The sequence below is a fragment of the Streptomyces sp. SAI-170 genome, assembly GCF_049739565.1.
Taxonomy (GTDB): Bacteria; Actinomycetota; Actinomycetes; order Streptomycetales; family Streptomycetaceae; genus Streptomyces.
Genome location: NZ_JBMGQD010000001.1, coordinates 6,185,605 through 6,209,545, shown reverse-complemented (window position 1 = coordinate 6,209,545; position 23,941 = coordinate 6,185,605). Strand labels below are relative to the sequence as shown.

21 protein-coding genes are annotated in these 23,941 nt (G+C 70.4%); 5 read left to right on the top strand and 16 right to left on the bottom strand.

The annotated features are described in order from the left end of the window. Nucleotides 1-43: 43 nt before the first annotated feature. The 3 genes from RKD23_RS27900 (at nucleotide 44) to RKD23_RS27890 (ending at nucleotide 3,917) form a co-directional block, all read left to right on the top strand. Nucleotides 44-844, top strand: coding sequence for a DsbA family protein (locus RKD23_RS27900; RefSeq protein ID WP_424856183.1), 801 nt, complete (start codon nucleotides 44-46; stop codon nucleotides 842-844). A gap of 102 nt (nucleotides 845-946) precedes the next feature. Next, complete coding sequence (locus RKD23_RS27895; RefSeq protein WP_424856182.1) at nucleotides 947-2,608, top strand: alkaline phosphatase D family protein; 1,662 nt, start codon at nucleotides 947-949, stop codon at nucleotides 2,606-2,608. A 322-nt stretch (nucleotides 2,609-2,930) separates the two neighbouring features. Continuing rightward, nucleotides 2,931-3,917, top strand: coding sequence for a M43 family zinc metalloprotease (locus RKD23_RS27890; RefSeq protein ID WP_424856181.1), 987 nt, complete (start codon nucleotides 2,931-2,933; stop codon nucleotides 3,915-3,917). A gap of 2 nt (nucleotides 3,918-3,919) precedes the next feature. Here the strand turns inward: RKD23_RS27890 and RKD23_RS27885 are convergent, their stop codons facing one another. Continuing rightward, nucleotides 3,920-4,489, bottom strand: coding sequence for a dienelactone hydrolase family protein (locus RKD23_RS27885; RefSeq protein WP_404034359.1), 570 nt, complete (start codon nucleotides 4,487-4,489; stop codon nucleotides 3,920-3,922). Between the two features lie 94 nt (nucleotides 4,490-4,583). On the opposite strand from RKD23_RS27885, the gene RKD23_RS27880 reads away from it, so the two are divergent. After that, nucleotides 4,584-5,684, top strand: a complete 1,101-nt coding sequence (locus RKD23_RS27880) for a mechanosensitive ion channel family protein (RefSeq protein WP_424856180.1) — start codon at nucleotides 4,584-4,586, stop codon at nucleotides 5,682-5,684. 30 nt (nucleotides 5,685-5,714) lie between these two features. On the opposite strand, the gene RKD23_RS27875 is transcribed toward RKD23_RS27880, so the two are convergent. The 6 genes from RKD23_RS27875 to RKD23_RS27850 form a co-directional block, all read right to left on the bottom strand. After that, nucleotides 5,715-6,455: an SDR family NAD(P)-dependent oxidoreductase gene (locus tag RKD23_RS27875; RefSeq protein WP_424856179.1), complete on the bottom strand. Its 741-nt coding sequence runs from the start codon at nucleotides 6,453-6,455 to the stop codon at nucleotides 5,715-5,717. 39 nt (nucleotides 6,456-6,494) lie between these two features. Beyond that, nucleotides 6,495-8,069, bottom strand: a complete 1,575-nt coding sequence (locus RKD23_RS27870; protein WP_424856178.1) for a Na+/H+ antiporter — start codon at nucleotides 8,067-8,069, stop codon at nucleotides 6,495-6,497. A 78-nt stretch (nucleotides 8,070-8,147) separates the two neighbouring features. Further along, nucleotides 8,148-8,612: a GNAT family N-acetyltransferase gene (locus RKD23_RS27865; RefSeq protein WP_424856177.1), complete on the bottom strand. Its 465-nt coding sequence runs from the start codon at nucleotides 8,610-8,612 to the stop codon at nucleotides 8,148-8,150. Next, the gene (locus tag RKD23_RS27860) at nucleotides 8,609-9,553 is read right to left on the bottom strand and encodes an RluA family pseudouridine synthase (RefSeq protein ID WP_424856176.1); all 945 of its coding nucleotides are present in this window, start codon (nucleotides 9,551-9,553) and stop codon (nucleotides 8,609-8,611) included. The genes RKD23_RS27865 and RKD23_RS27860 overlap by 4 nt, the downstream gene beginning before the upstream one ends. Nucleotides 9,554-9,596: 43 nt before the next feature. Continuing rightward, nucleotides 9,597-10,271 (bottom strand): signal peptidase II, encoded by a 675-nt coding sequence (gene lspA / locus RKD23_RS27855; RefSeq protein ID WP_424856175.1) that lies wholly within the window; start codon nucleotides 10,269-10,271, stop codon nucleotides 9,597-9,599. Between the two features lie 73 nt (nucleotides 10,272-10,344). Beyond that, nucleotides 10,345-11,466: a TraR/DksA family transcriptional regulator gene (locus RKD23_RS27850; protein WP_424856174.1), complete on the bottom strand. Its 1,122-nt coding sequence runs from the start codon at nucleotides 11,464-11,466 to the stop codon at nucleotides 10,345-10,347. 596 nt (nucleotides 11,467-12,062) lie between these two features. On the opposite strand from RKD23_RS27850, the gene ileS reads away from it, so the two are divergent. After that, a complete protein-coding gene (ileS, locus tag RKD23_RS27845) occupies nucleotides 12,063-15,200 on the top strand; it encodes an isoleucine--tRNA ligase (protein WP_424856173.1) in 3,138 nt (1,045 codons plus the stop codon). 207 nt (nucleotides 15,201-15,407) lie between these two features. Here ileS and RKD23_RS27840 read toward each other — a convergent pair whose 3' ends face one another. From RKD23_RS27840 to ftsW, 9 genes are all read right to left on the bottom strand, one after another. Then, a complete protein-coding gene (locus tag RKD23_RS27840) occupies nucleotides 15,408-16,538 on the bottom strand; it encodes a DivIVA domain-containing protein (protein WP_424856172.1) in 1,131 nt (376 codons plus the stop codon). A 55-nt stretch (nucleotides 16,539-16,593) separates the two neighbouring features. Then, complete coding sequence (locus RKD23_RS27835) at nucleotides 16,594-16,881, bottom strand: YggT family protein (protein WP_004001943.1); 288 nt, start codon at nucleotides 16,879-16,881, stop codon at nucleotides 16,594-16,596. 59 nt (nucleotides 16,882-16,940) lie between these two features. Beyond that, nucleotides 16,941-17,582, bottom strand: a complete 642-nt coding sequence (locus RKD23_RS27830; protein ID WP_424856171.1) for a cell division protein SepF — start codon at nucleotides 17,580-17,582, stop codon at nucleotides 16,941-16,943. 130 nt (nucleotides 17,583-17,712) lie between these two features. Next, on the bottom strand, nucleotides 17,713-18,432 hold the full coding sequence (locus tag RKD23_RS27825) for a YggS family pyridoxal phosphate-dependent enzyme (protein ID WP_424856170.1): 720 nt from the start codon (nucleotides 18,430-18,432) through the stop codon (nucleotides 17,713-17,715). A gap of 6 nt (nucleotides 18,433-18,438) precedes the next feature. Next, nucleotides 18,439-19,170 (bottom strand): peptidoglycan editing factor PgeF, encoded by a 732-nt coding sequence (gene pgeF / locus RKD23_RS27820; protein ID WP_424856169.1) that lies wholly within the window; start codon nucleotides 19,168-19,170, stop codon nucleotides 18,439-18,441. Next, nucleotides 19,167-20,357: a cell division protein FtsZ gene (ftsZ, locus tag RKD23_RS27815; RefSeq protein ID WP_424856168.1), complete on the bottom strand. Its 1,191-nt coding sequence runs from the start codon at nucleotides 20,355-20,357 to the stop codon at nucleotides 19,167-19,169. The genes pgeF and ftsZ overlap by 4 nt, the downstream gene beginning before the upstream one ends. Before the next feature lie 288 nt (nucleotides 20,358-20,645). Beyond that, on the bottom strand, nucleotides 20,646-21,437 hold the full coding sequence (locus RKD23_RS27810; protein ID WP_424856167.1) for a cell division protein FtsQ/DivIB: 792 nt from the start codon (nucleotides 21,435-21,437) through the stop codon (nucleotides 20,646-20,648). Between the two features lie 35 nt (nucleotides 21,438-21,472). Continuing rightward, a complete protein-coding gene (gene murG, locus RKD23_RS27805) occupies nucleotides 21,473-22,570 on the bottom strand; it encodes an undecaprenyldiphospho-muramoylpentapeptide beta-N-acetylglucosaminyltransferase (protein WP_404034386.1) in 1,098 nt (365 codons plus the stop codon). Nucleotides 22,571-22,576: 6 nt separating this feature from the next. Then, nucleotides 22,577-23,938, bottom strand: a complete 1,362-nt coding sequence (ftsW, locus tag RKD23_RS27800; protein ID WP_424856166.1) for a putative lipid II flippase FtsW — start codon at nucleotides 23,936-23,938, stop codon at nucleotides 22,577-22,579. Nucleotides 23,939-23,941: the final 3 nt, after the last annotated feature.

Sequence of the window (23,941 nt, the reverse complement as noted above, 5' to 3'; positions counted from 1 at the left end):
TCCCGCGTACGACGTGTGCGCGTCCCCCATGGAGATCATCAGCATGAGCAAGCGGAACAGCCAGGCGGCGAAGTCGGCGGCCCGGGAGCGGCTGCGCGTCGAGCGCGAGCGTGAGGCGAAGAAGGCGAAGGTCAGGCGGCAGCTGACCGTCGCGGGCGCGGTCGTCGGTGTCCTGGCCGCGGCGGGCGGCATAGGCTTCGCCGTCGTCCAGGCCAACCAGCCGGGCCAGTGGGAGGAGGCCGCGAAGGCCACGGTGGTCGCCCCGGCCAACACCTCCGGCAAGAACGGCACCACGATCGTCGTCGGCGACTCCAAGACCGACAACGTGGTCCACCTCTACGAGGACCCGCGCTGCCCGGCCTGCGCCAGCTTCGAGCAGACCGTCGGCGAGACCGTGAACAAGGGCATGGAGGACGGCGACTACAAGCTGTCCTTCACCCTCGGCACCTTCCTCGACGGCAACCTCGGCGGCGAGGGCTCCAAGAACGCCCTGAGCGCCCTCGGCGCGGCGCTGAACGTCGGCCCCGAGGCGTTCCTGGACTACAAGGCCGCGCTGTACTCGGCGAAGTACCACCCCGAGGAGACCAGCGACGACCTCGCCGACGACAGCTACCTGATCAAGGTGGCGAACACGGTCGACGCGCTGAAGAACAACAAGAAGTTCCAGGACGCCGTGGAGAAGGGCACCTACGACGCCTGGGCGATGAGGATGAGCAAGTCCTTCGACGACGCGGAGGGAGTGGACTCCACCCCGACCGTCAAGATCAACGACAAGGTCATCAAGAACCCGACCTCCGTCGCCGAGTGGCAGACGGCGCTGAAGGACGCGGGCGTGACCAAGTAAGGAAACGCGTCACCGAAGAGCGGGCGAACTCTTGGGAGTTCGCCCGCTTTCGCTGTCCGAATGTCTTACATGTTGGACTACTGATCAGTAATCTGATCGGCCGTGACCAGTCGCCACAGATCTCACATAGATCCCAACACGCCCGCTCCGCGCCGCCGTTCGGTCGTCAAGGCCGCCGCTGCCGGAGCCGTCCTCGCCGCTCCGCTCGCCGCGTCGCTGCCCGCGCGCGCCGCCGAGTCGGCCCCCGCCTTCCTGCACGGCATCGCCTCCGGCGACCCGCTGCCCGACGGTGTCCTGCTGTGGACCCGGGTGACCCCGACCGCCGAGGCGGTGCCGGGTTCCGGGCTCGGCCCGGACACCGCGGTGGAGTGGGTCGTCGCCACCGACAAGGCGCTGACGAACATCGTCGCCAAGGGCTCCGTCACCGCCACCGCCGCCTCCGACCACACGGTCAAGGCGGACGTGCGCGGCCTCGCCCCCGCCACCGACTACTTCTTCCGCTTCTCCGCGGGCGGCACCGACTCGCCGACGGGCCGCACCCGCACCGCGCCCGCCGCCGACGCGGCCGTGGCGAACCTGCGCTTCGGCGTGGTGTCCTGCGCCAACTGGGAGGCCGGCCACTTCGCCGCCTACCGCCATCTCGCGGCCCGCGGCGACCTGGACGCCTGGCTGCACCTCGGGGACTACATCTACGAGTACGGCACCGGCCAGTACGGCACCCGCGGCACGGTCGTACGGCCGCACGCCCCGGCGAACGAGATCGTCTCCCTGGCCGACTACCGCACCCGGCACGGCCGCTACAAGACCGACGCCGACCTCCAGGCCCTGCACGCCAAGGCGCCGGTCGTGGCGATCTGGGACGACCACGAGTTCGCCAACGACACCTGGTCCGGCGGCGCGGAGAACCACACCGAGGGCGCGGAGGGTGCCTGGGCGGCCCGTCAGTCCGCGGCCAAGCAGGCCTACTTCGAGTGGATGCCGGTGCGCCCGGCCATCGCCGGCACCACCTACCGCCGGCTGCGCTTCGGCAAGCTCGTCGACCTCTCGCTGCTCGACCTGCGCTCCTTCCGCTCGCAGCAGGTCAAGTTCGGCAACGGCGACGTGGACGACCCGGAGCGCACGCTGACCGGCCGGGCCCAGCTGGACTGGCTGAAAGCGGGCCTGAAGTCCTCGGACACCACCTGGCGGCTGGTCGGCAACTCGGTGATGATCGCCCCGTTCGCCATCGGCGCGCTGTCCGCCGAGCTCCTGGGGCCGCTGGCCGAGTTGCTGGGCCTGCCCAAGGAGGGCCTCGCGATCAACACCGACCAGTGGGACGGCTACACCGACGACCGCCGTGAGCTGCTGGCGCACCTGCGCTCCAACGCCATCAAGAACACGGTGTTCCTGACCGGCGACATCCACATGGCGTGGGCCAACGACGTACCGGTGAACGCCGGGACGTATCCGCTGTCGGCCTCGGCGGCAACCGAGTTCGTGGTCACCTCGGTGACCTCCGACAACCTCGACGACCTGGTGAAGGTCCCCGAGGGCACGGTCTCGGCCGTCGCCGCCCCGGTGATCCGCGCGGCCAACCGGCATGTCCACTGGGTCGACACCGACCGCCACGGCTACGGCGTCCTGGACATCACCGCCGACCGCGCGCAGATGGACTACTACGTGCTGTCCGACCGTACGAAGGCCGACGCGACCTCCGCCTGGGCGCGTTCGTACCGCACGCGCAGCGGCACGCAGAAGGTCGAGCGGACCTACAGCCCGGTGTGAGCCGGACACCCGAGGGGCGATTTTCAGCCAACCGCGGTCTGCTACTGATCGGTTAAGGCGAGATCACGCCGCTACGGCGGGTGGTGTGAGCCAAGGTCCTAATCCGGACACACCACCCGCGCCGGTCACCGCTCTTGTTACATCCGATTCCCAAACTCCGGACACCACGACAGTTCACCTTCCCATTCCTCCGCATTCGCCGGGAATTTGATTGGGCCTGAACAGTGCTCTTGTCGAGTCGGCATGTCCACGTAATCTCCGGGCGGCGGACAGGAAGATCCCTGGCCCGCGAACTCCCCACCGCATCCCCACAGGAGTCAGCATGCGTGCGCTCGCCCCGGTATCTCCCTCTCTGCGCAGACGCCTTCTCGGCACGGCCGCCGTGGCCGGAACCCTGCTGCTCGCCCCGGTGTCGGCCCCCACCGGCATCGCGGCCGCCAGCACCACCGGCGCCGAGTGCGTCGAGGACACGCACGCGCACGCCGCCGCCCGTGAGGCCAAGCCGGGCGCGGGCCAGCAGATCGCCGAGCCCAACGAGGTCACCGCGGCCAAGGCCCAGGCCATGGACGCCGACCTGAAGAAGAAGCTGGACAAGCTGCGCTCCAGCGGCCGCCTCTCGGCCGCGGCCGCCACGGCCACCGTCCCGGTGTACTTCCACGTCATCCACGACGGCACCAAGGGCCAGCTCAGCTCGACCGACATCAACGCCCAGATGAACGTGCTGAACGCGGCCTACGCCGGCCAGGGCACCGGGAACACCGACTCCGGCTTCCAGTTCAGCCTGGCCGGAACCGACTACACGGACAACGCCACCTGGTACAACCTCACCTCCGGCTCGACCGCCGAGAAGCAGATGAAGAGCACCCTGCGCAAGGGCGGCGCCAACGCGCTCAACATCTACAGCGCCAACCTCGGCGGCGGCCTGCTGGGCTGGGCCACCTTCCCCAGCTCCTACAGCTCCAACCCGTCCATGGACGGCGTCGTCATCCTCGACGCGTCCCTGCCGGGCGGCACGGCCACCAACTACGACGAGGGCGACACCGCGACCCACGAGGTCGGCCACTGGATGGGCCTGTACCACACCTTCCAGGGCGGCTGTAACGGCAACGGCGACTACGTCACCGACACCCCGGCCGAGAAGAGCGCCGCCTACCAGTGCCCCACGGGCCGCGACTCCTGCGCCAGCAAGACGGGCGTGGACCCGATCCACAACTTCATGGACTACACGTACGACAACTGCATGTACCAGTTCACCGCGGGCCAGGTGACGCGCATGCAGCAGAGCTGGACCGCCTACCGCGCGGGCTGACCCTACAGACTGTCGAGGAAGCCGAGCGCCACTCTCCACGTGGCCTCGGCCGCCTCGGCGTCGTGGTCCGGCAGGTCGGGGTCGGTGTACAGATGACCGGCCCCGGCGTACCGGTACACCTCCACATCGGCGCCCGTACGGCCCATCTGGAGATACCAGGAGCTCAGCCAGTCGTCGGTCTCGAACGGGTCGGGCTCGGCGACATGCAGCTGCACCGGCAGCTCGTCCGCCGTCACGTTCGGCGCGATGTCCGAGGTGCCGTGCAGCAGGAGCAGACCGCGTGCCTTGTCGTCGCCGAGGGCGAGGGTCTGCGCGATCGAGGCGCCCAGCGAGAACCCGGCGTACACGAGCCCGCGCTCGGAGTAGGGCGCGGCCGCCAGCACCGCGCGCTTCAGCAGCTCGTCCTTGCCGATCTCTTCCGTGCAGGCCATGCCTTCTTCGACCGTGTCGAACGTGCGCCCCTCGAAGAGGTCGGGCGTCCACACCTCGTGACCGGCCGCGCGCAGCCGGTCGGCGGCGGCGCGCACCGCGGGCCGCAGTCCGTAGGCCGAGTGAAAGAGCATGATGTTCATGAGGCCATGGTGCCAGCCGGGTACGACAGTGCCTCTCCGGGATCGTCCGGGCCTCCCGTGTTCATGATGACCTGATCCGGTTACGTTCTCTGGCATGGAGAACGTACTCCGCCCGCTGATCGTCATCGGCGGCTCGGTCGTCCTCGCGCTGCTCATCGGCTGGGGGACGGACCGACTGCTGAGCAAGGCGGACCGGCGGCACAGCGAAACCCCCCTGTGGGGCCTGCTGCGCCGCGGCCGCATCCCCTACCACCTGGTGCTCTGCGCCGCCCTGCTGAGAGGGTCGTACGACAGTGCGAAAGTGCTGGAGGCCCATCGGGTCGGCATCGGCCGCACGCTGACGCTGGTCCTGATCGGGTCGGCGGCCTGGCTGGTGATCCGCATCGCGGCCGCCGTGGTCGAGACGACGTACACCCGCTACGCACGCGCCCACCACGACCCCGCGCGCGTACGGCGCGTCCGCACCCAGGTGACGCTCATCACACGGGTGGTGGCCGCGGTCGTCGGTGTGGTGGCCGTGGCCGCGATGCTGCTGACCTTCCCGGCGATGCGCGCGGCCGGTGCCTCGCTGCTCGCCTCGGCCGGCATCATCGGCATCGTCGCCGGTGTGGCCGCGCAGTCCACGCTGAGCAATATGTTCGCCGGGCTGCAGATCGCCTTCGGCGACATGGTGCGCATCGGCGACACGGTCGTGGTGGACGGCGAGTGGGGCACGGTCGAGGAGATCACGCTGACCTTCCTGACCGTGCGGACCTGGGACGAGCGCCGGATCACCATGCCGGTGTCGTACTTCACGTCCAAGCCGTTCGAGAACTGGTCGCGCGGCACCCCGCAGATGACCGGCATCGTCTACTGGCACGTGGACCACTCGGCGCCGGTGGAGGCGATGCGCGAGAAGCTGCGCGACATCCTGCGCGAGTGCCCCGCCTGGGACGGCCGCGCCTACGGCCTGGACGTCACGGACACCACGCCCAACACCATGGAGGTACGGGCGCTGGTGACCGCGAAGGACGCCGACGACGTGTGGACCGTACGGGTCGCCGTGCGCGAGGCGATGATCCGCTGGCTGGTCACCCACCACCCCTACGCCCTGCCCCGGGTCAACACCGCGGACGCGACACTGCCCGGCGCGCGGCTGTCCCCCGACGGGGGCCGCGGCCGCCGCGCCATGGACCCGCAGCGGACGGAGCGCTGACCGTGCGCCGACGTGGGGGCGCACGCGCCCTCAGTGGCCGCGCTCGGCACCGCCGTTGACCTGGAGGATCTGGGACGTGATGTGCCCGGCGCCCGGGGACGCCAGCCAGTGCAGGGTGGCGACGACGTCCCCTGGCGTGCCGGCGCGGCCGGTGGAGGTCTCGCCGATCAGCCGCTCGCGGCGCGCCTCGGCGACGGGCCCGCCGAAGAACCCGGTGTCCTCGACATAGCCGGGCGCGACCGCGTTCACGGTGATGCCGCGCGGGCCCAGCTCGCGTGCCAGGTCATGGACGTACGGGTGCAGCCCGGCCTTGGACGCCGCGTACGCCCCGCTGCCCGAGCCGCGGTAGGCGGCGATGGAGCTGAGGAACAGCACCCGCCCGCCGGGCTCGGCGAGCCGCTCCTTGAGCGCCTCGGTGAGCAGGACCGCGGTCAGCGTGTTCAGCCGGAAGTTCACGGTCCACTCGTGCAGGACGGCGTCCAGCGGGTCCTCGCCCTCGGCGCCCGGCTCGAGACCGCCGTTGCCTCCCGCGCAGTGCACCAGCACGTCCACGGTCCCGACCTCCTGCCGGACGAACTCCGCGACCCGCCGGACGTCCGCGGGCTCGGCGAGGTCCGCCGCGAAGGTCAGTGCCCCCGGCACCCCCGCCTTCTCCAGTACCTCGGCGCGCCGGCCCAGCAGCACCACCCGGTCTCCGTCGGCGGCGAAGGCATGGCCGGCGGCGAGCCCGATCCCGCTGCCGCCTCCACTGATCACAACGTTACGCGTCATGATCACAGCGTACGAACGACCAAGGGCGGGCGCAGGCCGTCATCTGAGACTGCGCACATCCAGCTGCCTCAGCACCCGGTCCACCACCTCCGGGTCCGCGCCCGGCTCGCTGCGCGCCGCCAGCACCTCGTGCCGCGCGGCGCTGAGCATCTCTCCCTCGATCCGCCGCACGTGCTTCACCCGGCGCAACGCCTCCCGGCGCTCCTCCTCGCCGATCTCGGGCGCGATCCGCACCCCGATGTCGTGGGCCCGCCGCAGCATCCGCTCGGACACCTCCTCCGGCAGCTCCTCGACCTCCTCGATCTCCCGCAGCCTGCGCTTGGCGGCCTTCGCCGCCCGTAGGGCCAGCGCCTTCTCGAACTCCTTCTCCCGCCCGGTGTCGGCCTGCACCCCCAGGCGCTTCACCAGCCAGGGCAGGGTCAGCCCCTGGAGCACCAGCGTCGCCATGATCACCCCGAAGGCGATGAACACGATCTCGTCCCGGTCGGGGAACGCCGTCCCGGCGTCGGTCTCCAGCGGAATCGCCAGCGCCAGCGCCACCGAGGCCACCCCGCGCATCCCCGACCACCACATGACGACGGTCTCCCGCCAGCTCGTCGGGATCTCCTCGTCGTGGTCGCGCTGGGCGTGCAGCCGTTTGGTGAGCCAGGTCGCCGGCAGCAGCCAGGCCAGCCGTACGAAGATGACCACGGCCGCGATCGCCGCCGCCCAGCCGAGCATCTCGCCCCACCGCCCGGACGCCGTCCGCACCGCGATGTGCAGCTCGAGACCGATCAGCCCGAACGCCACCCCGGTGACGAGCGTGTCGACGATGTCCCAGAAGGTGTGCCCGGCCAGCCGGGTCATCACGTCGTCGGCGTCGGCGGCGTACTCGGCGAGGAACAGCGCGCAGGTCAGCACCGCCAGCACCCCCGAGCCGTGCAGCTCCTCGGCCAGCACATAGGCGGCGTACGGCACCAGCAGCGTCAGCCCGATCTGCAGCGTCGGGTCACCGAGCAGATCGAGCAGCCTGTTCGCGCCCCAGCCGAGGGCGATCCCGACGGCCACCGCGACCACCGCGGACAGCACCAGGTCGAGGCCGGCCTCCCAGGGCGAGAAACTGCCGCTGACCACGGCGGCGATCGCCACGTGGTAGAGCACGATGGCCGTCACGTCGTTGAAGAGCCCCTCGCCCTCCAGGATCGACACCAGCCGGCGGGGCAGCCCGAGCTGTCCGGCGACGGCGGTCGCGGCGACCGGGTCGGGCGGCGCGACCAGCGCACCCAGCGCGAACGCCGCGGCGAGCGGCAGCCCTGGCACGATCATGTGCGCGACAGCGGCCACGCTGAGCATGGTGACGAACACCAGCGCCACGGCCAGCAGGAAGATCGGCCGCCGGTTCGCCGCGAACTGCCGCCAGGAGGTGCGCCGTACGGCCGCGTACAGCAGCGGCGGAAGCAGCAGCGGAAGAATCAGATCCGGCGGTACGTCGACATTCGGCACGAAGTCGAGCAGCGCGAGGACGAGGCCGAACAGCGTCATCAGCACCGGCGCCGGCAGCCCCAGCCGGTTGCCCAGCGGGACGCTGAGCACCGCCCCGAGCAGCAGCAGAAAAACCAAGGCCAACTGTTCCACGCTGGGCGCTCCGCAGGGTCGGGCGATCACACGGCAGGCCCCCAGCCTGCCATGCCGCCCTTCTTGGCAGCGGCTGCGCTACAGCGCGCGCCGCATCGCCCGGTGCGGGATGCCGGCTTCCACGTACTCCGGGCCGTACGCCTCGTACCCGAGCCGTTCGTAGAAGCCCAGGGCGTGCGTCTGCGCGTGCAGGTCGACGGCGGCCAGGCCACGCGCGCGTGCCGCGTCCTCGATGGCGCGCACCAGCGCGACGCCGACGCCCAGGCCGCGGGCCTCCTGCGTCACGGCCAGCCGCCCGAGCGACCCGACCGACGCATCGCCACCGGTCTTGGCCGCGGCGGCCTCGCCGTGCAGCAGGCGTCCGGTGCCGAGCGGTGTGCCGTCGTCCCGCACGGCCAGCACATGCACCGCGCCGGCGTCGTAGGAGTCGTACTCGATCTCCTGCGGGACGCCCTGCTCGACGACGAAGACCTGCTTGCGCACCGCGAAGCAGGCCTCGCGGTCGGCGGGGTCCTCGGCGACCCGGACGCTGAAGGGGCTCACTTGTAGGTCTCCTCGCGGACCTGGTCGAGGGCCTGCTGCAGGTCGGCCGGGTACTCGCTCTCGAACTCGACCCAGTCGCCGTCCCCGGGGTGCTCGAAGCCGAGGCGGACCGCGTGCAGCCACTGGCGGGTCAGCCGCAGCCGCTTGGCGAGCGTCGGGTCGGCGCCGTAGGTCAGGTCGCCGACGCAGGGGTGCCGGTGGGCGGCCATGTGCACACGGATCTGGTGGGTGCGGCCGGTCTCGAGCTTCACATCGAGCAGGGAGGCGGAGCGGAAGGCCTCGATGAGGTCGTAGTGCGTGACGGAGGGCTTGCCCTCCGCGGTGACCGCCCACTTGTAGTCGTGGTTCGGGTGACGGCCGATGGGCGCGTCGATGGTGCCGCTGGTCGGGTCCGGGTGGCCCTGGACGAGCGTGTGGTACCGCTTGTCGACCGTGCGCTCCTTGAACTGGCGCTTGAGCGAGGTGTACGCGCGCTCGGACTTGGCGACGGCCATCAGGCCGGAGGTGCCCACGTCGAGGCGGTGCACGATGCCCTGGCGCTCGGCGGCGCCGGAGGTGGAGATGCGGTAGCCGGCCGCCGCGAGGCCGCCGATGACGGTCGGTCCGGTCCAGCCGGGCGAGGGGTGCGCGGCGACGCCGACGGGCTTGACGATGACCACGACGTCGTCGTCGTCATGGATGATCTCCATGCCCTCGACCGGCTCGGCCACCACCTGCACCGGCGCGGCCGCCTGCGGCATCTCGACCTCCAGCCAGGCCCCGCCGTGCACGCGCTCGGACTTGCCGACCACCGTGCCGTCGACCAGCACCTTGCCCGCGGCCGCCAGCTCCGCCGCCTTCGTACGAGAGAAGCCGAACATGCGGGAGATGGCGGCGTCGACGCGCTCGCCCTCCAGGCCGTCCGGCACGGGCAGGGTACGGATCTCGGGAATCGTGCTCACCCGTCGAGTATGCCGGACGGGTGAGACAGTCCCGTACGCGCGCTCAGTCCTTGTGGACGGTGCCGTCCGGGTCCAGGCCCCGGAACGACAGCAGCACGATGAGGATGCCGCCGCACACGATCGCGGAGTCCGCGAGATTGAACACGGCGAAGTGCTTGGGGGCGATGAAGTCCACGACCGCGCCCTCCAGGACGCCCGGGGCACGGAAGATCCGGTCGGTGAGGTTGCCGAGCGCGCCGCCGAGCAGCAGGCCGAGGGCGACGGCCCACGGCAGGCTGTAGAGCTTGCGGGCCAGGCGGAAGATCACCACGATCACGGCCGCCGCGATCACGGTGAAGATGATCGTGAAGGCCTGGCCGAAGCCGAACGCCGCGCCCTTGTTGCGGATGGCGTCGAGCTTCAGCCACTCACCGAAAATCTCGATCGCCTCGTGGTGCTCCAGCTTGGTCACCACGAGCATCTTGCTGACCAGGTCGACGAGGTAGGCGAACACCGCCACCGCGAGCAGGACGGCGATGCGGCGCCGCCCCTTGGGCCGCTCGGCCTCGGCCTCGGCCTCGGCCGGCGGGGAGTCCTCGGGGACATCGGCGTCGCGGGACGCGCCGGCGTCCGCGGAGGCGTCCGACCGCTCCTGCGTGCCGTCGTCATCCCGCTCCTGCGCGGCCCGTGCCGCCTCGGGGATGTCCGGCGTACCGATGATGCGCTCCGCCTCTGCCACGTGAGTCCCTCAACCTAGGTGCCTGACTGAGGACGAGGGTACGGCACGCCTCCCCGACCGATCAGTACGGCGTTCAGTACCGGCGTTCCTGCTTCTGCTTGCACTCCACGCACAGTGTGGCCCGCGGGAAGGCCTGCATACGGGCCTTGCCGATGGGGTTGCCGCAGTTCTCGCACAGGCCGTACGTGCCCGCGTCCAGTTTCTCCAGGGCGCGCTCGGTCTGCATCAGCATCTCGCGCGCGTTGGCGGCCAGCGCCAGCTCGTGCTCGCGCGTGATGTTCTTCGTGCCGGTGTCGGCCTGGTCGTCCCCGGCGCCGTCGCCGGAGTCCCGCATCAGGCCCACCAGTGACTGCTCGGAGGAGGTGATCTCCGCCCGCAGCCGCTCCATCTCCCCGGTCAGCTCCGCGCGGGCCTCCTCGACCTCCTCCGTCGTCCAGGGGTCCTCACCGGGACGTACCGCGAGCTCGCCCGGCTCCACCGCGACGCCGCGCGCCTTGGGGACGGCCGTCTTCGCCGCCGTGGCCGTGCCTGGAGTCTTCTTCGCAACCACTGTCGTGGCTCCCGTCTGCTCCGCGGCCTCGGCCGCGCCCGCCTTCTTCGCCGTGCTCTTCGCCGCCGCGGTCTTCTTGGCCGCGCTCTTGTTAGAGGTGTGCTTGGTGGAGGTGCTCTTCGTGGGGGTGGCCTTGGGGGCGGCGGCCTCGGAGGTACCGGCCTCGGGGGTGCCCGCCTTGGAGGCGATGGCCTTCTTCACAGGGGCCTTCTTGGCAGCGACCTTCTTGGTCGCGGCCTTGTCTGCGGCAGGTGCCTTGTCGGCAGCCGCCTTCTTGGCAGGCGCCTCGTCGGCAGATGCCTTCTTGGCGGACGCCTTCGCCGAGGCCGGCTTCTCCGGCGGCGGCGCCTTCTTCGCCGCAGCTTTCTTCGACGCGGCCTTCTTGGCCGTGGTCTTCTTCGCCGCGGCCTTCTTCACAGCCGAGCTGTTCTTGGCAACCGAGCTGTTCTTGTCAACCGTGCTGTCCTTCACAGCCGGGCTGTCCTTGGCAACCGTGCTGTCCTTCACAGCCGAGCTGTCCTTCGCAGCCGTGCTCTTCTTCCCACCGACGTCCTTGGCCGAACCGCCGGAGGCAACCGCACCGCCGCCGGAGGCATGTGTGGACCCGCTGGACGCCGACTGTTCGGCGGTCTTCTTCGCCACCATGCCGCGGCCCCTTCACATATTGTGATCTTGCTCGCGAATCGTGCTGGGACGATAAATCGACTTGAGTCCCGCGGCAACGGGGCACGCCGCCCGATTCGCCCACCCCGCGCGTGCCGCGAGGCCGGCATGCATGCGTTGTGCCCAGCTCCCCGCCAGGTAATCCGACCGGTGGATCGTCCAGGAATCCGAACGGTCACACGTGACCATTCGGGTCATCCCGGACAGCCCCCGCCGCCGCGCCCCGGACCCGGGAAATCCGGTCGGCCGCTGTCGGCGGGGCGCCGTACACTGGGCGGAGCGAGAAGCGTGGATGGGGACGAGTAGCGGCGTACGCAGCCCAGAGCGACCCGGGGACGGTGGAAGCCCGGGGGCGAGCGCGACGTGAAGATCACCCCGGAGCCGCCGGAAGAACGCCGAAGCCGATCAGGCGCAGGCCAGTAGACCCGGCATCGCGACCCCAATGAGGGGGCTCACCGGCGCCGCACCCGGCTCCGGAGGGCCAAGGAGGGTGGTACCGCGGGAGCGCGCCGAAACCGGCGCAGCAGCTCTCGTCCCTCCGGACGGAAGGCAGCAAGTCCGCCGGAGGAAGCTCGCTGATGACATCGCCTACGTACCGCCAGGTACCCGCCCAGGTCGACCTGCCCGCACTCGAGCACGCGGTGCTCGACTTCTGGCGCGAGCAGAAGATCTTCGCCAAGAGCCTGGAGCAGTCCGAGGGACGCCCCGAGTGGGTGTTCTACGAGGGCCCGCCCACCGCCAACGGCATGCCCGGCGCCCACCACATCGAGGCGCGTGTCTTCAAGGACGTCTTCCCCCGCTTCCGCACCATGCGCGGCTACCACGTCGCCCGCAAGGCCGGCTGGGACTGCCACGGCCTGCCCGTGGAGCTGGCGGTGGAGAAGGAGCTGGGCTTCTCCGGCAAGCAGGACATCGAGGCGTACGGCATCGCCGAGTTCAACGCCAAGTGCCGTGAGTCGGTGACCCGCCACACCGACGCCTTCGCCGAGCTGACGACCCGCATGGGCTACTGGGTCGACCTCGACGACGCCTACCGGACCATGGACCCCGAGTACGTGGAGTCGGTCTGGTGGTCGCTGAAGGAGATCTTCAACAAGGGCCTGCTGGTCCAGGACCACCGCGTCGCCCCCTGGTGCCCCCGCTGCGGCACCGGCCTGTCCGACCACGAGCTGGCACAGGGCTACGAGACGGTCGTCGACCCGTCGGTCTACGTCCGCTTCCCGCTGACCTCCGGCCCGCTCGCCGGCGAGGCCGCGCTGCTGGTCTGGACGACCACGCCCTGGACGCTGGTCTCCAACACGGCCGTCGCCGCCCACCCCGAGGTCACCTACGTCGTGGCGACGAACGGCGAGGAGAAGCTCGTCGTCGCCGAGCCGCTGGTCGCCAAGGCCCTCGGCGAGGGCTGGGAGACCACCGGCCAGTCCTTCACCGGCGCCGAGATGGAGCGCTGGACCTACCAGCGCCCCTTCGAGCTGGTGGAGTTCCCGGAGCCGGCCCACTTCGTGGTGAACGCCGAGTACGTCACCACCGAGGACGGCACGGGTCTGGTCCACCAGTCCCCCGCCTTCGGTGAGGACGACCTCAAGGTCTGCCGCTCCTACGGCCTGCCGGTCGTCAACCCGGTCCTGCCCGACGGCACCTTCTCGCCCGAGGTCCCGATGGTCGGCGGCGTCTTCTTCAAGAAGGCCGACGAGAAGCTCACCGAGGACCTGGGCGAGCGCGGCCTGCTCTTCAAGCACCTGCCGTACGAGCACAGCTACCCGCACTGCTGGCGCTGCCACACCGCGCTGCTGTACTACGCGCAGCCCTCCTGGTACATCCGTACGACGGCGATCAAGGACCGTCTGATCCAGGAGAACGAGGGGACCAACTGGTTCCCGGACACCGTCAAGCACGGCCGCTTCGGCGACTGGCTGAACAACAACATCGACTGGGCGCTGTCCCGCAACCGCTACTGGGGCACCCCGCTGCCCATCTGGCGCTGCGAGGACGACCACCTCACCTGTGTCGGCTCCCGCGCGGAGCTCACCGAGCTGAGCGGCACCGACCAGTCGGAGCTGGACCCGCACCGCCCGTACATCGACGACATCACCTTCGCCTGCCCGCAGTGCGCCAAGACGGCCACGCGCGTGCCGGAGGTCATCGACGCCTGGTACGACTCGGGCTCGATGCCGTTCGCGCAGTGGGGCTACCCGTACAAGAACAAGGAGCTGTTCGAGAGCCGCTACCCGGCCCAGTTCATCTCCGAGGCCATCGACCAGACCCGCGGGTGGTTCTACACCCTCATGGCGGTCGGCACGCTGGTCTTCGACAAGTCGTCGTACGAGAACGTGGTCTGCCTCGGCCACATCCTCGCCGAGGACGGCCGCAAGATGTCCAAGCACCTGGGCAACATCCTGCAGCCGATCCCGCTGATGGATCAGCACGGCGCGGACGCGGTCCGCTGGTTCATGGCGGCCGGCGGCTCCCCGTGGGCGGCCCGTCGCGTGGGTCACGGCACGATCCAGGAGGTCGTCCGCAAGACGCTCCTCACCTACTGGAACACCGTCGCCTTCCAGGCCCTGTACGCCCGTACGTCCGACTGGGCGCCGTCCGCGGCCGATCCGGCCCCGGCCGACCGTCCGCTGCTCGACCGCTGGCTGCTGTCCGAACTGCACGCGCTCACCGACCAGGTGACGCAGGCGCTGGAGGCGTACGACACCCAGCGCGCCGGCAAGCTGCTGTCCGCGTTCGTCGACGACCTGTCCAACTGGTACGTCCGCCGTTCGCGCCGCCGCTTCTGGCAGGGCGACAAGGCCGCGCTGCGCACGCTGCACGAGGTCGTCGAGACGGTCACCAAGCTGATGGCCCCGCTGACCCCGTTCATCACCGAGCGGGTCTGGCAGGACCTGATCGTCCCGGTCACGCCGGGCGCGCCGGAGTCGGTGCACCTGTCGTCCTGGCCGGAGGCCGACCTGGGCGCCATCGACCCGGAGCTGTCGAAGCAGATGGTGCTGGTGCGCCGCCTGGTGGAACTGGGGCGGGCCACGCGCGCGGAGTCGGGTGTCAAGACGCGTCAGCCGCTGTCCCGTGCCCTGGTGGCGGCGGCGGGCTTCGAGACCCTCGACCGCGAGCTGCACACGCAGATCACCGAGGAGCTGAACGTCTCGTCGCTGGCCTCGCTGTCCGAGGTGGGCGGGTCGCTGGTGGACACGACCGCCAAGGCCAACTTCCGTGCGCTGGGCAAGCGGTTCGGCAAGCGGGTGCAGGACGTGGCGAAGGCGGTCGCCGCCGCCGACGCCGCCGCGCTGTCTCTGGCTCTGCGTGAGGGTACGGCGTCGGTGGAGGTCGACGGCGAGACCATCGCCCTCGCCCCGGACGAGGTGATCATCACCGAGACGCCGCGCGAGGGCTGGTCGGTGGCCTCCGACTCCGGCGCGACCGTCGCGCTCGACCTGGAGATCACGGAGGAGCTGCGGCGGGCCGGCCTCGCGCGGGATGCCATCCGGCTGATCCAGGAGGCCCGTAAGAACAGCGGGCTGGATGTGGCCGACCGGATCGCGCTGCGGTGGTCGTCCACGGACCCGGCGGTGACCTCGGCCCTGACCGAGCACGCGGGGCTGATCTCGGACGAGGTCCTCGCGACGGACTTCTCCGAAGGTGAGGCGGACGACACGTTCGGGGCGCCCTTCAGCGACGAGGGGCTGTCGCTGACGTTCCGCCTGCGCAAGGCGTAAGTCACATGCCGACGGCGGCTGTCCTGCGGGCGGCCGCCGTCGGCATGTCCGCAGTCGTCCGGCTGACCGTCGCGTGTGGTTGATCGCGCAGTTCCCCGCGCCCCTGGGCACCGAACTCAACACGCGTAAAAGGGGCGGGCCCCGGATCTGGAATCCGGGGCCCGCCCCTTTTGAACGCTGCCGACGCCTACGGCGTACTACCGGCCGTCAGTTGTCGTCCTCGTCGATGAGGAAGCCACGCATCGGCGACGGCGCCTGACCCATCGGGGACGGGCCCTGCGGGCGGACCGGAGCCATGGGCTGGGTCATCGCCGGGGACATCTGCTGCTGGCCGCCGTAGGACGGGCCGGACGGAGCCGGGGCACCACCCATCGGCTGGTTGCCGCCGTACGACGGGGCGCTCGCGCCGGCCGGGGCCATGGAGGGCGCCGGGGACGGCGGCAGCGACGCGGTCGCCGGGGTGCGCGGCGGGGCGAGGGAGTCGTCCGCCTGGGTCTCCAGCTGGCGCAGCTGCGACTCCAGGTAGGACTTCAGGCGCGTACGGTACTCGCGCTCGAAGCCGCGCAGATCCTCGACCTTGCGCTCCAGCGTGGCGCGCGCGGACTCCAGGGAGCCCATGGCGACGCGGTGCTTCTCCTGCGCGTCCCGCTCCAGGGCGTCGGCCTTGGCACGGGCGTCACGCTCGAGACCCTCGGCGCGGCTGCGGGCCTCGCCGACGATCTTGTTGGCCTCGGAGCGGGCCTCGGCGATCGCCTGGTCGGCGGTCTGCTGGGCCAGCGAGAGGACACGCGCGGCGCTGTCGCCACCGGGGCCCTGACCGGGACCGCCCATGGGGCCGCCCATCGGACCGCCCATGGGGCCGCCCATCTGCTGCTGCATGGGGGGCTGGCCCATCGGACCAGGACCCTGACCCATCGGGCCGGGACCCTGCGGACCCTGACCGCCGGGACCGGCGGGCAGCTGCGGGGCACCGCTCGGCAGCTGGGGCGGGCCACCCATGGGGCCGCCCATCTGCTGCTGCGGCGGGCCCGATATGCCGGCCGGCACCGGAGCGCCGGGGCCTCGCATACCCTGCTGCGGCATGCCACCCTGCTGGGGCATGCCACCCTGCTGCTGGTCCTGCTGCTCCGGGGGCTTGCGCATGTTCTGCTGGTTCTGCGCAGCAGCACGCGTGGCCGCGGCCAGCTTGGCGCGCAGGTCCTCGTTCTCGCGGAGCAGGCGCGTCAGTTCGGCTTCGACCTCATCGAGGAAGGCATCGACCTCGTCCTCGTCATAGCCTTCTCGGAGGCGGACGGTCGTGAACTGCTTGTTCCGCACGTCCTCGGGGGTCAACGGCATCTCTTCACCTCAACGTTGTCGTCGGCAGTCGGCAAGACCGTATCTGTCACATCGGTCACATCGCGCTCCGCACGAGCGTGATCAGGATGTAGACGATGATCATCAGTACGAAGAAGGACAGGTCGAGCGCCACGCCCCCGAGACGCAACGGCGGGATCACCCGCCGCAGAAGCTTGAGCGGTGGATCGGTGACAGTGTAGGTGGCCTCCAGAACGACCACCATCGCCTTGCCGGGTTGCCACGAGCGGGCGAACTGGAAGACGTAGTCCATGACCAGTCGGAAGATCAGCACGATGAGGAACACCATCAGCGCGATGTAGAGAACCTGCAAGACCACGCTCATGACTGGTGCTTCCCTCTCCCCTGTTCCCTGTTTCGTGCTGTTCTTACCGGTGGTGCGTCTCAGCTCTGGTTGAAGAACCCGCCCTCTGCGATGCGGGCCTTGTCCTCCGCCGTGACATCGACGTTAGCAGGCGACAACAGGAACACCTTCTGCGTCACCCGCTCGATGCTGCCGTGAAGACCAAACACCAAACCTGCCGCAAAGTCGACAAGTCGCTTCGCGTCTGTGTCGTCCATCTCAGTCAGATTCATGATCACCGGGGTGCCCTCACGGAAGTGTTCCCCGATGGTACGGGCCTCGTTGTAGGTCCGCGGGTGAAGCGTGGTGATCCGGTAAGGCTCTCGTTCGGACACGACCTTGGGCATGATCACCGGTGCGTTCTTCTCCAGGGACTGACGTTCTTGTGTGATGGACGCCACGGGCGCGATACGCGCCGGACGACCCGATTCCGCGGCTGACGCGGTGGATCGGGCAACCGGTTCGCGAGGCACGGGCGCCTGCACGATTCGCACTTCTTCGTCCCTTTCGGGCTGATGTGCGATGTGCTGCTGATGCGACGGCTCGTGCCGTCGGTGGTCACGCTCGGGCTCCGGATCGAGTTCGGGCTCGAAGTCGTCGTCGGGATCGAATCCCCGGCCGTCGTACCCATCGTCCTCCACGAGGCCGAGGTAGACCGCCATCTTGCGCATCGCGCCGGCCATGCTCTGAGTCCTCCGCTCTGTGGTGGATCCGCTGACGACCGCCAAGTGCCCGCGATCCACGTGGTCGTTGTGCCCGCCTTTCGGCGGGCAATGACCATATTTTCTGCTGTGGTCCGACTTCCTGGCGACGTTACCCGAGCCCGGCGCGGACTCCGAGTACCGCGGTGCCGACGCGTACATGTGTCGCTCCGGCCGCCACGGCCTCCTCGAGGTCCGCGCTCATCCCTGCCGAGACCATGTTCGCAGCCGGATGGGCTCGGCGCAGGGCAGTCGACAAATCCATCAACCGCTCGAACGCCGCCCGTTGGCGACCCGCGTACTCGCCGGTCAGCGGAGCGACAGTCATCAGCCCGTCGAGCCGCAGCCCGGGCGAGCCGGCGACGAGGTCGGCCAACTCTTCGATTCCGCCGGGGGCGACACCGCCCCGCTCCCCCCGGTCGCTCGCCCCCGCGTCCAGCGCGACCTGGATCAGACAGCCCAGTTCGCGCTCCGCCCGCACGGCCTCCTTGGACAGCGCCGTCACGAGCCGGGCCCGGTCCACGGACTGCACGAAGTCCGCGTAACCGGCCACGGAACGCACCTTGTTGGTCTGCAACTGGCCGACGAAGTGCCAATTCAGGGGCAGATCCGCACATTCCGCGGCTTTCGGCGCCGCGTCCTGGTCACGGTTCTCGGCGACATGGCGCACACCGAGTTCCGACAGGATCCGCACATCGCTCGCCGGGTAGGTCTTGGTGACCACGATCAGCGTCACCTCGTCGCGCTCGCGCCCGGCGGCCTGGCAGGCCGCGGCGATGCGCTCCTCCACCTTCGCCAGGTTCGCGGCGAGTTCGCCCTTACGGTCCGTCATGCCCCATCAGTCCAGCCACACATAGCTCGCGAGCCGCCCGGTGGAGCGGTCGCGGCGGTACGAGAAGTGATCCCCCGACTCGAGCGTGCACACCGGCGACTGCGCCCGGTCGGCGACCCCGAGCCGGACGAGCTGCGCGTGCACCCCGGCGGCTACGTCCACCGCGGGTGTGCCCCAGCTCGTCTCGGCGTGCGCCGCCGGTTCCACCGCGGCGACCTCGGCCCGCATGGCCTCGGGCACCTCGTAGCACCGGCCGCACACCGCCGGTCCGGTGCGGGCGACGATCCGGGCGGGGTCGGCGCCCAGTTCAGTCATGGCCCGTACAGCGGCGGGGACCACGCCGGCGGTCATGCCGGGCCGGCCCGCGTGGGCCGCGGCGGCGACACCGGCGACCGGGTCGGCCAGCAGCACCGGCACGCAGTCGGCGGTCAGCACGGCGAGAGCGAGTCCGCGCCGGGCGGTGACCACCGCGTCGACCTGCGGGATCTCGGCACCGGCCGGCCAGGGTCCGTCGACGACGGCCACGTCCGCGCCGTGCACCTGGTTCATCCAGACCACCGTCGCGGGGTCGATGCCCAGCGACTTGGCGGCCAGCTCCCGGTTGGTGCGGACCGCCTCCGGGTCGTCGCCGACGGCGCCGCCCAGGTTGAGCTCCTCATACGGAGCGGCGCTCACCCCGCCCCACCGGTCGGTGAAGGCGAAGTGCGCGCCGCTCACGCTCTCGCGCTGTCCTATCACTTGAGGAAGTCCGGTACGTCCAGCTCCTCGGCCGCACTGTCGGTGTAGCTGCGCGACGGCGGCACCGGCGAGGCGGCCGGGAGGTCGGCCACCGGCTCGGGCGCGGGCTCCGGCTCCTCCTTCGGCGTGACACTGCCGAGCGAGCCGAAGCTCGGGCGGGACTCGGGCTGCCGCGCCGGCGCCGGCTCCTCGCGCTTGGCCGAGGCCGAGCCGAGGACGTTGTCCCGGCGGGCCGGGGGCTGGCCCCCGTCGAAGCCGGCCGCGATGACCGTGACGCGCACCTCGTCGCCGAGGGCGTCGTCGATGACCGCGCCGAAGATGATGTTGGCCTCGGGGTGGGCGGCCTCGCTGACCAGCTGGGCGGCCTCGTTGATCTCGAACAGACCGAGGTCGGAGCCGCCGGAGATGGACAGCAGCACACCGCGGGCGCCGTCGATGGAGGCTTCCAGCAGCGGGGAGGAGATCGCCATCTCGGCCGCGGCCACCGCGCGGTCGTCGCCGCGGGCCGAGCCGATGCCCATGAGGGCCGAACCGGCCTCGGACATGACCGACTTGACGTCGGCGAAGTCGAGGTTGATCAGACCGGGCGTGGTGATGAGGTCGGTGATGCCCTGAACACCGGAGAGCAGGACCTGGTCCGCGGACTTGAAGGCGTCCAGGACCGAGACCTGGCGGTCCGAGATGGACAGCAGCCGGTCGTTCGGGATGACGATGAGGGTGTCGACCTCTTCGCGGAGCTCGGCGATGCCGTCCTCCGCCTGGTTCGCGCGGCGCCGTCCCTCGAAGGTGAACGGGCGCGTGACCACGCCGATGGTGAGCGCGCCGAGCGAGCGTGCGATGTTGGCCACGACGGGCGCGCCGCCGGTGCCGGTGCCGCCGCCTTCACCGGCCGTCACGAAGACCATGTCGGCCCCCTTGAGGACCTCCTCGATCTCCTCGCGGTGGTCCTCGGCGGCCTTGCGGCCGACGGCCGGGTTGGCTCCGGCGCCGAGTCCGCGGGTGAGTTCACGGCCGACGTCGAGCTTGACGTCGGCGTCGCTCATCAACAGAGCTTGCGCGTCGGTGTTGATGGCGATGAACTCGACGCCCTTGAGACCGACCTCGATCATCCGGTTGATGGCATTGACACCACCGCCGCCGACACCGATGACTTTGATGACTGCGAGGTAGTTCTGCGGTGCTGCCACGTCGAAGGCCTCTCGCCTCGAGTTACGTGTCGACGGATCACCGGGACGCGCCGCGTCCCGCGATCAGACGACTGATGCCGAATGGGACGGTCCGTTTCGCCGACCCGAACCCTAAAGCTCAAGTTTAGGGTTACCAGTATGTCTGTTCCTTGGAGTCTTCTGAACGAGACACTAAGTCGACAAGTGGCGCGCGTTCAACGAACACGCCGAACCTCCCGTTTTTCTTTTCACCCTATGTGATCAGCCGTAGCGCTGCCCAACCAGGGTGCTGGCCTGCGCGGATGTGCGTCAACTCCCCGATGACGAGGGGGCCGTGGGAACGCTCACGTCGAAGTGCCGTGCACCGGGGGCGGCTTTCATGAGAGCGGCGAGGGTACGGGCCTTCGCGTTCCCCTTCTCCGAGCTGCCCCAGGCGACGGTCCGGCCGTCGCCGAACTCCAGCGAGATGGCATCGTAGGAGCGCACCTTGACCGCCCGGGTGTCCCGGGCGACCGCGGCCGGAAGCGCGCCCGCCACCCGGACCGCCTCACGCGTCAGCCGGCCCTCGCCGAAGCGGCGCAGGCTGGCGGCGGCCGAACTGGACCGGGAAACGCTCAATTCCAGTGCCGGAACGCCTTTAGGAGCCTCGGAAACCGTGGCGAAACGGACGCCTTCATCGTCCACTTCGATGAACTTTCCGCCCTTTTCCACCAAGAGCACAGGGGTACGTTCAACCACTTTCAGGACAATTCCGTGCGGCCAGGAACGGCTCACGTCGACCGAGTCGATCCGGGGCAGTTTCCGGCGCAGTCGCGACTCGATCCGCTCGGTGTCGACCGAGACGAGCGGATCCCCCACGGGCACGTCGGCCGCCTCGCGCACCTGAGCGGGCGTCAGCACCGTGGTGCCCGAGACGCCGACGCGTTCCACGCGCAGCCACTGCGAGCCGTACAACAGCCAGACGCCGCCCGCCGAGAGGAGCACGAGGGCGGCGCCGGCGAGGAGAAGACGGAGGCGGCGCCTGGCGAACCGCCGCGCGGGGGGCGGGCCGGACGACTCCTGCTGGCGTTCACCGCGCTCGGCGGTGGTCGTACCGGCCACGCTCCCTGCCTTCCGCCTACACAGAAATACGGTTCCTATCGATGTGCACGGCCGGCGGCGATCGCCTCGTACACCATGCCGACGAGCAGCTCGTCGGCGTCGCGCCGGCCGAACTCACCGGCGGCGCGGGACATCTGGTACAGCCGGTGCGGGTCGGCGAGGACGGGCAGCACGTTCTGCTGCACCCACTCGGGAGTGAGCTCCGCGTCGTCGACCAGCAGACCGCCGCCGGCCTTGACCACCGGCTGGGCGTTCAGCCGCTGTTCGCCGTTGCCGATGGGCAGCGGGACATAGGCGGCCGGGAGTCCGACGGCGGAGAGCTCGGCGACGGTCATCGCGCCCGCGCGGCAGAGCATCATGTCGGCCGCGGCGTACGCGAGGTCCATCCGGTCCAGGTAACTTACCGGGACATAGGGGGGCATTCCCGGCATCTGCTGCACCTGCGGCAGTTCGTTCTTCGGTCCGACCGCGTGCAGGATCTGGATACCGGCCTGCTGCAGCCACGGCGCGACCTGCTGCACGACCTCGTTCAGCCGGCGCGCGCCCTGGGAGCCGCCGGTGACCAGCAGGGTCGGCAGGTTCGGGTCGAGCCCGAAGGCGGCCCGGGCCTCGGGGCGCATGGCGGCCCGGTCCAGGGTGGCGATGGAGCGGCGCAGCGGGATGCCGATGTAGCGGGCGCCGCGCAGCTTGCTGTCCGGGGTGGAGACGGCGACCTGGGCGGCGTACCGCGAGCCGATCTTGTTGGCCAGACCCGGCCGGGCGTTCGCCTCATGGATGACGATCGGCACACCGAGCCGCTTGGCGGCCAGATAGCCGGGCAGCGCCACATAGCCGCCGAAGCCGACGACGCAGTCCGCCTTGGTGCGCTCCAGGATCTGCTCGGCGGCCTTGATCGTGCCGCGCAGCCGGCCCGGGACGGTGATCAGCTCGGGGGTCGGCTTGCGGGGCAGCGGCACGGCCGGGATCAGCGCCAGCTCGTAGCCGCGCTCGGGGACCAGCCTGGTCTCCAGCCCGCGCTCCGTGCCCAGGGCCGTGATGCCCACGGTCGGGTCCTGCCTGCGCAGGGCGTCCGCGAGGGCGAGCGCGGGCTCGATGTGGCCCGCGGTGCCCCCGCCGGCGAGTACGACATGCACCGAAATTCACCGCTCTCCGGACGAGCGCACCGCCGAGGTGCGCCGTCGCATCGTGTTCCATCTCCGGGGACTCCGACCAGCCGCAGTACCCCCAGCCCCCCGCTTTCTACCAAAGCGGGGTTGCCGCATCGCAAGCGCCGCCCGCGCAGCGGGCTCGTCACGCGCGAAGGCGATCAGCAGCCCGATGGCGAACATGGTCGGCAGCAGGGCGGAACCCCCGTAGGAGAACAGCGGGAGGGGGACACCGGCGATCGGCAGCAGCCCGAGCACCGCACCCATGTTGATCACGGCCTGAGCCGTGATCCAGGTGGTCACACCTCCCGCGGCGTACCTCACGAAGGGGTCCTCCGTGCGTCCGGCCACGCGGATACCCGCATAGCCTAGAGCGGCGAACAGGGCGAGCACCGACAGCGTCCCCGCCAGACCCAGTTCCTCACCGGTGACGGCGAAGATGAAGTCCGTGTGCGCTTCGGGGAGTTGACCCCATTTTTCCACACTCGCGCCGAGTCCGGATCCGAAGATTCCACCGGAGGCGAGGGCATAGATGCCGTGCACGGCCTGCCAGCACGCGTCACCCTGTCCGGGGTCGGTGGCGCCCAGGCACTGCAGACGGGCCATGCGGTTGGGGCTGGTCTTGATCAGGATCACGCCGATCACGGCGGCCACCGACAGCACTCCGGCGAACAGCCGGGTGGGCGCCCCGGCCAGCCACAGCAGGCCGAACAGGATCGCCGTCAGGATGATCGCCGTGCCCATGTCGCCGCCGAGCATGATCAGCCCGAGCAGCATGAACGCGGCCGGCACCAGCGGCACCAGCATGTGCTTCCACTGGTTCAGCAGCTTCCTGTCCTGCTTGCGGGCCAGCAGGTCGGCGCCCCACAGCACCAGCGCGAGCTTGCCGAACTCGCTGGGCTGGAGCTGGAAGGGGCCGCCGACGGAGATCCAGTTCTGGTTGCCGTTGACCGACATCCCTATCCCCGGCACCTGCACCAGCGCCATCAGGAAGACCGCGCCCGCGAGGATCGGGTAGGCCAGCGCCCGGTGCAGCTTCACCGGCATGCGCGAGGCGACGAGCAGCAGCCCGCCCCCGATCACGGCGGCCAGCAGCTGCTTGCGGAAGAACCAGGAGCCCGTGAGGCCCATCTGCAGCGCCTTGATCTGGGAGGCCGAGTAGACCATCACCAGACCCAGCACGATGATCAGCAGGCTCCCGCCGAGGATCAGGTAGTACGCCGTCAGCGGCCGGTCCCACGCCTTGCGCGCGCGCGTGTAGAGCCGTAGGACCGGATTCTCGCGCGGGGGACGGGGGGCGGGGGGCCGCGAGGCGGCCCGGGGGGCGGGCCGGCGGCCGGTACGGCTACTGGGCATCAG